Genomic DNA, 9539 nt, shown 5'->3' with positions numbered 1-9539 from the left:
GAGACATATGTTCGGCGTTCGTCTCGCCAACGAGTCCGCGGAGGTAGTGCGATGAATGCCGAATGCACCCTCGTCTTTCCTGGTCAAGGCGCGCAGCGGGTCGGGATGGGCGCCGACTTCTGCGCCGAATTCCCAATCGCGCGTGCGGCTTTCGACGAGGCCGCCGAGGCGCTGGGGGAGGACCTGCTGCGGATCTGCGTCGAACGGGATCAGCGGCTGCATCGCACGGAGTACACCCAGCCGTGCGTGCTCACCATGGAGATCGCGGTGCACCGGGTACTGACGGCCGAATGCGGCGTGCGCCCGGTCGCATTCGGTGGGCACAGCCTCGGCGAGTACAGCGCGTTGGTCGCGGCCGGTGTCGTCGGGCTCGCCGACGGGGTCCGGTTGGTGCGGGCCCGCGGTGCGCTCATGCAGCGGGCGGTGCCGGAGGGTCGTGGTTCGATGGCCGCGCTCATCCTGCCCGACATCGCCTCGCACGGAGTGGCCGAACTCGTCGCGGGCGTCGGCGCCGAGGTCGCCAACGACAATTCACCGGAGCAACTCGTCATCAGCGGCGCCACCGCGGCCGTCGCGGCCGCCAGAGTGCTACTCGCCGAGCGTCTTCCGGAGCTGCGGTTCGTTCCGCTGCGGGTGAGTGCGCCCTTCCACTCCCGGTTGATGCGGTCGATCGAATCGGAATTCGCCGGGTACGTGGCCGACTGTGCGCCGCGGCTGCGCGCGGACCGTGCGGCCGCGGTGACCTCGAACTTCACCGGCGAGTTCCACCGGCCCGAGACACTCACCGACAATCTCGTCCGCCAGATCAGCGCGCCGGTCCGGTGGCAGGACAATATGCGGGCCCTCGCTCGCACCGGAACGGCGATCGTCGAGATCGGCCCTTCGGCGCCCCTGTCGAAGTTCTTCGAGTCGGTCGGGGTCGAGGTTTCACGACTGGTGACAGTCGGTGATCTCGCACTGTTCCGGTCCGAGCCACCGCATCTGGCTGCTCGCACGGAGCCGACCCCCGCACGAACGCCCGACGCTCCGCCCGCGCCGCCGGTGGCGAGCATGCCGACCACGCCGGGCGTGCGGCCCGCACCACCTGAACGGCCCGTCCTGCCAGCCACATTCACCGGAGGCGACACCGTGGATCGGTTGGTGCTGCACCAGCGGCAGGCCGCGCCCCCGCTGTTGCGCCTGTTCTGCTGGCCGTTCGCGGGCGGCAAGGCCGCGGCCTACACGCAGTGGCGTACCCGGTTGCCCGATTGGGTGGAGTTGTGCGCCGTCGAATTGCCCGCCAGACACCGGCATCTCGGGCAGACACCGATGCGCGGGTTCGGGGAATTGGTGGATGCCGCGGTGGCGCAGGTGGTTCCGCTCACCGACTTGCCGTTCGCCTTCTTCGGCCACAGCCTCGGAGCGTTGACCGCCTTCGAGGTCGCGCGTCGACTCCCCGCCGGGGTCGCTCCGGAGGTGTTGTTCCTCGCCGCGTCGGTGGCGCCGCACCTACCGCGGCCGGGACGTCTGTCGAGCTTGTCGGATGATCAATTCCTCTCCGCGGTAGGGCATTACGGCGGGATCCCGCCCGAGGTCATGGATACCCCGGAGGTGATGGCACTGTTCCTGCCCGCATTGCGGAGCGACTTCGAGATCTTCGACGACTACCGGTTCGTTCCGCACCCACCGCCCGCCTGTCCGGTCCACCTCTACGGCGGACGCGACGATCGCCAGGTGGCGGCCACGCAACTCGAGGCGTGGCGCGATGTGCTGCCCGGGATTCGCTCCACCGAGCTGCTGCCCGGCGGCCACTTCTTCCTCGTCGACCAGCGCGACGCGCTGGTCGACTCCATCGCGGACAAGCTGCGCGCCGTCCGTCCCAACGCGGTACCCGCCTGATGAAGGGATCATTCCATGAAGGTCGAAGTCCTCACTCCGTCCTGCAATCTCGACACGGTCCGCGACGGCCGCGGCGGCATCTTCACCTGGGTGCCACCGGAACCGCTGCTGGAGTTCAACCTGATCTACATGCATCCGGGCAAGGTGCGCGGCCTCCACTATCACCCGCACTTCGTCGAGTATCTGCTGTTCGTCGAGGGCAATGGTGTGCTGGTCACCAAGGACGACCACGAGGATCCGAACTGCCCCGAGGAATTCATCCACGTGTCCAAAGGGATCTGCACGCGCACGCCGATCGGCGTGATGCACACGGTGTACTCGATCACGCCGCTGACGTTCATCGCGATGTTGACCAAGCCGTGGGACGAGTGCGATCCGCCGATCGTCCAGGTGGCGCCGCTGCCACACACTCTGGAGGGCAAGGGGTGATGTCCCGGCTGAGGGTGGCCGTCGTCGGCGCCGCCGGCTATGTGGGCGCGGTGCTGGTCGAGGCATTCGGCAGGCATCGCGACTACGAGGTGGTGCCCGTGGTCCGCGCGAATCACGAGCGGCTGCGCACCTCGGGCGGCTACGACGTGCTGGTCAATGCCGCGTGCCCGTCGAAACGCTTTTGGGCAGAACATAATCCGGCAGCCGACCGGGACCGGACCGTCACCGGAACCGAGCGGCTGCGCGATGAGTGGACGTGGGACAGGTTCGTCCAGATCAGCAGCATCTCGGCCCGGACCCAGCTCGACACCGTGTACGGCCGCAATCGCGCCGCCGCCGAGCAGTTGTGTACCGGCGCAGACACTTTCATCGTCCGGCTCGGCCCGATGTACGGCGGCGACTACCGCAAGGGTGTGCTGGCGGATATGGCGGCCGATCGTCCGGTCTTCGCCAGCGGGCGATCCCGGCAGAGCTTCGCCCCCGTGGAGTGGTGCGCCGAATGGATCGCCGGCCACGCGAACGGCACCGGTCTGCGCGAGGTGGGCGCGCGAACCGCCGTGACGCTGGCCGAGGTGCGGGACGCGGTGGGGTCGCGGTCGGAGTTCGCCAAGGACTACGTCGACGACCAATTCCCGGCCACCGCCACCGAGTCCGATTGGCCGGACGCGGCGGCGGTGATCGACTGGCTTTCGAGGAGGCGGATCAATGGCGGGCAGGCGAACTGATGCGATGCTTGCTCGGCCGCAGGTACTTCTCCGCACACAGCACGAGCAGGAATCGGACACTGGTCGCCACGTCGCGGGTGCGCATCTTCGACGCACCCGCCGTGCGGTTGAGCACGTGAATCGGTATCTGCTGGATACGGAAACCGTTGGCGTTCATGATGTAGAGGCTTTCGAAGAAGAACGAGTATCCGGTGGACCGCACGCGGTCGAAAGCGCTGACCGGAACGGTGCCGAGCCGGTAGTATCGGAAAGCACCCGTGGCATCGTAGGGCATCCGCAACAGTGTCACTGTGAGGAAATGCCCGACCCGGGTGAGGATCTTACGGAAGGGAGTCCAGTCGGCCAGGCTGTCCTCTTTGAGATACCGCGATCCGATCACGATGTCGAAACCGGCCGCGGCGGCGCGCAGGGCCGGCAGATACGACGGCGGATGCGCGAAATCCGAATCCATCGTGATGATGTCGTCGTAACCCTCGGAATAGGCCCATCGAATGCCGGCTTGGTGTGCGGAGCCGACACCCTGACGACCCGGCCTGTGCAGCACGTGAATGCGCGGGGCGTTCTCCTCGGCCAGCTCTTCCAGCAGCTCACCGGTGCCGTCGGGGGAGTTGTCATCGACGAAGAGCACATCGAAATCGGTGCCCTGGTCGAGTATTCGAGCGAGCAACGGCCCGACGTTGCGACGCTCGTTGTACGTCGGAATTATTATCAGAGTTCTCACGGAGGCCGTACTCATGCGACCAAATTTTAGTACGTTCGGCGACCGAAATATAGGTATTGCCCGTGATTTCGAGAACCGCTAGTCTCTGGTTGGAGGTTTGATGAGGAAAGCTTTGATAACCGGCATCACCGGCCAGGATGGGTCATATCTGACCGAATTCCTGTTGCAGCAAGGGTATGAGGTTCACGGAATAGTCAGACGTGCCTCGAATTTCAATACCGATCGTATCGACCACCTTTATTCCGAAAGGCATTCGCAACGTCGGTTGTTTCTCCACTACGGCGACCTCATGGATTCCAGCAGTCTCAACCGGATTCTGGAGGGGGTCCGGCCGAGCGAGATCTACAACCTCGGTGCGCAGTCGCATGTGCACATCTCTTTCCAGATACCGGAATTCACCGCGGAGACCAATGCGATCGGCACCCTGCGGATCCTGGACGCGATCCGCAAGACCGGCATCGCGACCAAGTTCTATCAGGCGTCGTCGTCGGAGTTGTACGGCGGCTTGCACGATGTCGCACTCAGCGAGGACACGCCGTTCCATCCGCGCTCGCCGTATGCGGTCGCGAAGCTCTACGCGTACTGGATCACCGTGAACCATCGTGAGGCCTACGGGATGTACACGGTCAACGGGACCTTGTTCAACCATGAATCCCCGAGGCGCGGAGAGGTGTTCGTTACCAGGAAGGTGACTCGCGGTGCGGTGCGGATCGCCCAGGGGAAACAGGATCGGCTCTTCGTCGGCAACCTGGACGCCCGACGGGACTGGGGTTATGCCAAGGAGTACGTCGAGGCGATGTGGCTGATGCTCCAGCAGCCGGAGCCCGACGACTACGTCATCGCGACCGGGGAAACGCACAGTGTCCGGGAGCTCTGCGAAGTGGCGTTCTCGGCGACCGGTGTCGAATTGATTTGGGAGGGAACAGGACTCGACGAGAAGGGGATCGACCGGCGCACCTCGCGGGTGCTCGTCGAAGTGGATCCCACCTACTTCCGGCCCGCCGAGGTACACCACTTGACCGGCGATCCACGCAAGGCCAAGGAGAAGCTCGGGTGGGAGCCGAAGACGAGTTTCGCGGAGTTGGTGCAGTTGATGGTCGCCCACGATTGGGAGAACGCGTGACGGAAGAGATTGAACACGGCATGAGAGGTCAGGCCCGGAGGAGGCAGCGTGCGTAACCACGCAGGGGCCCGATCATGCCGAATCGAACGCTGCCGGGTGTGTGAGAACACCCGGCTGGAAACGGTAGTCGATCTCGGCACGATGGCCTTGACCGGGGTGTTCCCGGCCGCGGACCCGGTCGGGGTGCCGCGGTATCCGTTGGAGCTGGTGCGCTGTGTGCGCACCGGAGCCGAGGAATGCGGACTCGTGCAGTTGCGGCACACCGCGAGCTTCGACGAAATGTATTCCGCCGGTTATGGATACCGCTCGGGCTTGAATCGCTCGATGATCGATCATCTCGGTCGTCGGGTGTCGCGGATCCGGGAGCGGGTCGACCTCGGACCCGACGATGTGGTGATCGACATCGGCAGCAACGATGCGACGCTGCTGAAGTGGTACCCGGCCGACGCCGCGACCGTGGTGGGCATCGATCCGCTGGGGGAGAAGTTCCGGGAGTTCTACCCCCCGCATGTGCGGTTGTCGACCGGCTACTTCTCCCGCGAGCTGGCCGCTTCGCTCTTGAACGGCAGGCGCGCCAAGGTGATCACCTCGATCGCCATGTTCTACGACGTGCCGAGCCCGCTGGAGTTCATGCGCGACGTGCACGCCACCCTGACCGATGACGGCATCTGGGTGCTGGAGCAGAGCTATCTGCCCGCCATGCTGGCCACCACGTCCTACGACACCATCTGCCACGAGCACCTCGAGTACTACACCCTCGACCAGATCGAGTGGATGGCGCGCCGGTGCGGCTTCGTGGTGTTGGAGGTGGAACGCAACACCATCAACGGCGGCAGTTTCGCGCTGACGCTGGGCAAGCAGGGCGCCCCGACCGTCGCCGACGCGGGCGAGTTGGCGCGGATGCGCACCGAGGAGGCAGGTCTCGGCCTGCACACACCGGAGATCTACGCCGACTTCGCGAAGCGGGTCGACCAGCATCGGGAACGGGTCAGGGAGTTCTTCGACCGGTCCAAGCACGCCGGGCTACGCACGCTCGGCTACGGCGCATCCACCAAGGGCAATGTGCTGTTGCAGCACTGCGGGATCGGGCCGTCGGACCTGCCGTGCATCGCGGAGGTCAACGACGACAAGTTCGACAAGTTCACCCCGGGCACCGGCATCCCGATCGTGTCCGAGGCGCGGGCGCGCGAGCAGGCGCCGGACCAGTACTTCGTGCTGCCCTGGCATTTCCGCTCGATGATGGTCGAGCGGGAACGCGAGTTCCGCTCCGCCGGTGGACATCTCGTATTCCCACTGCCGGAGCTCGAGGTGGTGTGAGATGACCGTCGTCGTCACGGGCGCGTCGGGGCAGGACGGCACACTGCTGACAAACCTGCTCGGCGCGCGTGGCCACGAGGTGTTGCCGCTCAGCCGCGCGGGGCCGGTCGACATCACCGACGCGCAATCGGTCGCGCGGCTGATCGCGGACGAGCGACCGCGGCAGGTGTACTTGCTCGCGGCTGTCCAGCATTCCTCGGAGGATCCGCCGGTGGATCCGCGTGAGCTGGCCCGCGACTCACACCGGGTGAACACGCTTTCGGTGCAGCACTTCGCGGAGGCGATCGAACGCTATGAGACCGGCACCCGGCTCTTCTACGCGGCCTCCTCACATGTGTTCGGACCCGGTGACGGCACGGTCCGGGACGAGGACAGCGGGTTGCGGCCGCATTCGATCTACGGGGTGAGCAAGGCCGCGGGGCTATTGGCCTGCCAGGTCTATCGAGCGCGCGGTGTGTTCGTGTCGACCGGGATCATGTTCAACCACGAATCACCCTTGCGGGCCGAGAAATTCGTCACCCGCAAGATCGTGCGAGCGGTCGCCCGGATTCAGCGGGGTGCGGCGGACGAGCTGGTACTCGGCCGGCTCGACGCGGGCGCGGACTGGGGATACGCGCCGGACTACGTCGAGGCGATGATCCGGATCCTCGCGCTCGACGAACCGGACGACTTCGTGGTCGCGACCGGTGAGTATCACACGGTCGCGGAATTCTGCGCGGCCGCGTTCGGCATGGCCGGACTGGATTGGCGAGAACACGTCCGCGAACGCCCTTCCGTGCTGACCCGCCACCGGCAGCCGCTGGTCGGCGACGCGGGGCGGTTGCGCGAGCGGACGGGATGGCGGCCTTCGGTGGATTTCCGCGGCATGGTTCGAGCCATGCTCGTGGCCGAAGGGGTGCGCCTGATCGATGAAGCGAGGCCGGTGGCCACCGGCGGAACGGATGTATGACGTGAACCTGAACGACGAGAATCTCCTTGCCGCGCAATTGATCTCCATCGCGGACGGGGTCTACGAGGAGACGGCGGCGCGACTCGGCGAGATCGGCACCGAAACCGTGATCGACGCGGTGCTGAAGGAAATCGCGTGGCGGGCCCGCGACGGCGTGCCGCCGAGTCAGCCGGTCACGGCGGTGTTCGAGTTGACCAACGAGGGTAAGCAACTGGATTATCTGGTCACCTTCGGCGCCGAGGACCCCGCCATCACCCCCGGCACCCAGGAGGATCCGTGGCTGGTGGTGCGGCAGGACCTGGTGGAGTTGCTGCGCGCAGTGTACGGGCCGCCGGACGCCGAGATCGGCACCCGCGCGATCGCGTTGAAGGACGAGCCGGGGCCGGGCAGTTTCGCACCGGACGACCCGTGGCGGATGGCCCGCGATGCCGCCGCGCGTGCTGCCGATGGCATCGTGACCGCCTGCGCCACACACCATTACGACCTCGGCGCGCTGTCGCTGCGATTCGGTTCGGACAAGTGGGGCGGCCACTGGTACACCCAGCACTACGAGCGGCATTTCGCGCCGCTGCGCAACAGTCGCGTGCGGGTGCTGGAGCTCGGCATCGGCGGCTACCAAGCGCCGAACGTGGGCGGCGCCTCGTTGCGCATGTGGAAGCAGTACTTCCGCCGCGGCATGGTGTACGGGCTGGACTACTTCGACAAGTCCGGCATCGCCGAACCGCGGTTGCAGCCCCTGCAAGGCGACCAGGGTGATCCGGCGTTCCTCGCGGAACTCGGTGGTTCGCTCGGTCCGTTCGACATCATCATCGACGACGGCAGCCATATCAGCGGCGATGTGATCGCCTCGTTCGAGGCACTGTTCGCCCACGTGCGCCCCGGCGGGTTGTACGTGGTGGAGGACACTCAGACTTCGTACTGGACCGGCTGGGGCGGCAGCAGCACCGAACTCGACACTCCGGCGACCACGGTCGGCTACCTCAAAACACTTGTCGACGCGCTGCATCACCAGGAATTCGAGAAGGACGCGGGGCGGCAGAACCGCCCGCACGACGAGTGGATCGGCGCGGTGCACTTCTACCACAACATCGTCGTCATCGAAAAGCGCCGCAACAGTGAGCAATCCGCTCCATCATGGGTGCCCCGGCATACCAATCCGATGGAGTGGATGAAGCCGAAGGAGTGAAGGGCATGAAATTCCTCGTCGTCCCGGTACCGTCGTCCGGGCACCTGCTGGCGATGGTGCCGTTCTGCTGGGCGTTGCGGCTGGCCGGTCACGACGTGCTGGTCGCCTCGCGCGGCGACGTCACGGCCACCGCGCGGCGTTCCGGGTTGAACGCCGTCGAGTTGCCCGCGCTGAACGTGCCGATGGACGAACTGCGTACCAAGGTGAACCCCAGCATGTTCCCCCTACCGCTGTTCGCCGACCGGGACCAGGCATCGGGTGAAGGTCTGTGGCATATCGCCGCGCAGAACTGGCACAACCACGCGACCGCGTACCTCGACGTGTTCGCCGACGTCGCCAGGGACTGGGGCGCCGACGTCGTCCTCACCGACCCGCTGGCGACCGTCGGGAGGGCACTCGGTGCCGCACTGGATCTGCCTGTGCTGGTGCACCGTTGGGGTATCGATCCGACGGGCGGGCCGTTCACCGAACGCACCGCGGCATTGGTCGCGGAGTCCGGTGGTGCGCTGGCCGATCCCGTTGCCGTCCTCGACATCTGCCCGGCGAGGGTGCAGGCGCCGGACGCGCCACCCGGCACGCCGATCCGGTTCATTCCGTTCAACGGAACCGGCTCGCTGCCGCACTGGCATCGAAACGACGAGGGGCGCAGGCGGATCGCGGTGTGTCTCGGCGGTAGCACACTGAGCCTGACCGGGCCGCGCCCACTGCGGGCGATCGTCGAGTCGCTGTCCGAGGTCGCGGACGCCGAGATCGTGGTCGCGCTCTCCGCCACCGATCGCGCGCTGGTCGGTGAGTTGCCCGAGCGCGTCCGCGTCGTCGAAGAGGTGCCATTGCAACTGTTCCTGCCCGGGTGCGATCTCCTTGTGCACCATGGTGGTTCGACGACGGGCCTCACGGCCGGTTGGTATGGGCTGCCGCAACTGGTGCTGCCGCAGATGTTCGACCAATTCGATTACGCCCGCGGCATCGTGCGCGCAGGCGCGGGCTCGGCGGCCGAAGACCCGGCCGCGCAAGCCGATACGAACGGCCTGGCCGAGTCCATCGCGACGCTGCTGCGTGAACCCGGGTTCCGCGCCGCGGCCGAACAGGTGGGGGCCGATATCCGTGACGCGCCGACGCCGAACGAGGTGGTGGCGCAGGTCGTTCCGCAGCTCGCCGATCGCGTCGGCGCGCGGACCAGATAAGACCACCGCGACTCCTCGGGCAGGACC

At 66.3% G+C, this 9539-nt stretch carries 9 protein-coding genes; 8 read left to right on the top strand and 1 reads right to left on the bottom strand.

Annotation, left to right across the window (positions count from 1 at the left end):
* Positions 1-51 precede the first annotated feature (51 nt).
* The 3 genes from ABZV58_RS26025 to ABZV58_RS26015 are packed head-to-tail and all read left to right on the top strand — an operon-like array spanning position 52 to position 3032.
* Positions 52-1878 (top strand): thioesterase domain-containing protein, encoded by a 1827-nt coding sequence (locus ABZV58_RS26025; protein ID WP_355002775.1) that lies wholly within the window; start codon positions 52-54, stop codon positions 1876-1878.
* Positions 1879-1893: 15 nt separating this feature from the next.
* A complete protein-coding gene (locus ABZV58_RS26020; RefSeq protein WP_355002774.1) occupies positions 1894-2307 on the top strand; it encodes a hypothetical protein in 414 nt (137 codons plus the stop codon).
* Complete coding sequence (locus ABZV58_RS26015; protein WP_355002773.1) at positions 2307-3032, top strand: hypothetical protein; 726 nt, start codon at positions 2307-2309, stop codon at positions 3030-3032. The genes ABZV58_RS26020 and ABZV58_RS26015 overlap by 1 nt, the downstream gene beginning before the upstream one ends.
* Here the strand turns inward: ABZV58_RS26015 and ABZV58_RS26010 are convergent.
* Complete coding sequence (locus ABZV58_RS26010) at positions 3010-3768, bottom strand: glycosyltransferase (protein ID WP_355002772.1); 759 nt, start codon at positions 3766-3768, stop codon at positions 3010-3012. The two genes, ABZV58_RS26015 and ABZV58_RS26010, sit on opposite strands and share 23 nt — an antisense overlap.
* 85 nt (positions 3769-3853) lie before the next feature.
* Between ABZV58_RS26010 and gmd the strand changes: the two genes are divergently transcribed.
* The 5 genes from gmd (at position 3854) to ABZV58_RS25985 (ending at position 9512) form a co-directional block, all read left to right on the top strand.
* Complete coding sequence (gmd, locus tag ABZV58_RS26005) at positions 3854-4876, top strand: GDP-mannose 4,6-dehydratase (RefSeq protein ID WP_141811310.1); 1023 nt, start codon at positions 3854-3856, stop codon at positions 4874-4876.
* A 96-nt stretch (positions 4877-4972) separates the two neighbouring features.
* Positions 4973-6193, top strand: a complete 1221-nt coding sequence (locus tag ABZV58_RS26000) for a class I SAM-dependent methyltransferase (protein ID WP_355002771.1) — start codon at positions 4973-4975, stop codon at positions 6191-6193.
* A 1-nt stretch (position 6194) separates the two neighbouring features.
* Complete coding sequence (locus ABZV58_RS25995) at positions 6195-7142, top strand: GDP-mannose 4,6-dehydratase (RefSeq protein WP_355002770.1); 948 nt, start codon at positions 6195-6197, stop codon at positions 7140-7142.
* Between the two features lies 1 nt (position 7143).
* On the top strand, positions 7144-8328 hold the full coding sequence (locus ABZV58_RS25990) for a class I SAM-dependent methyltransferase (protein WP_355002769.1): 1185 nt from the start codon (positions 7144-7146) through the stop codon (positions 8326-8328).
* Positions 8329-8333: 5 nt separating this feature from the next.
* Positions 8334-9512, top strand: a complete 1179-nt coding sequence (locus ABZV58_RS25985; RefSeq protein ID WP_355002768.1) for a nucleotide disphospho-sugar-binding domain-containing protein — start codon at positions 8334-8336, stop codon at positions 9510-9512.
* Positions 9513-9539 lie beyond the last annotated feature (27 nt).

It is taken from the genome of Nocardia sp. NPDC004654 (assembly GCF_040609595.1).
Lineage (GTDB): Bacteria > Actinomycetota > Actinomycetes > Mycobacteriales > Mycobacteriaceae > Nocardia.
Note: the sequence above shows the minus strand (reverse complement) of the source record. Positions and strands in the feature narration are given on the sequence as shown.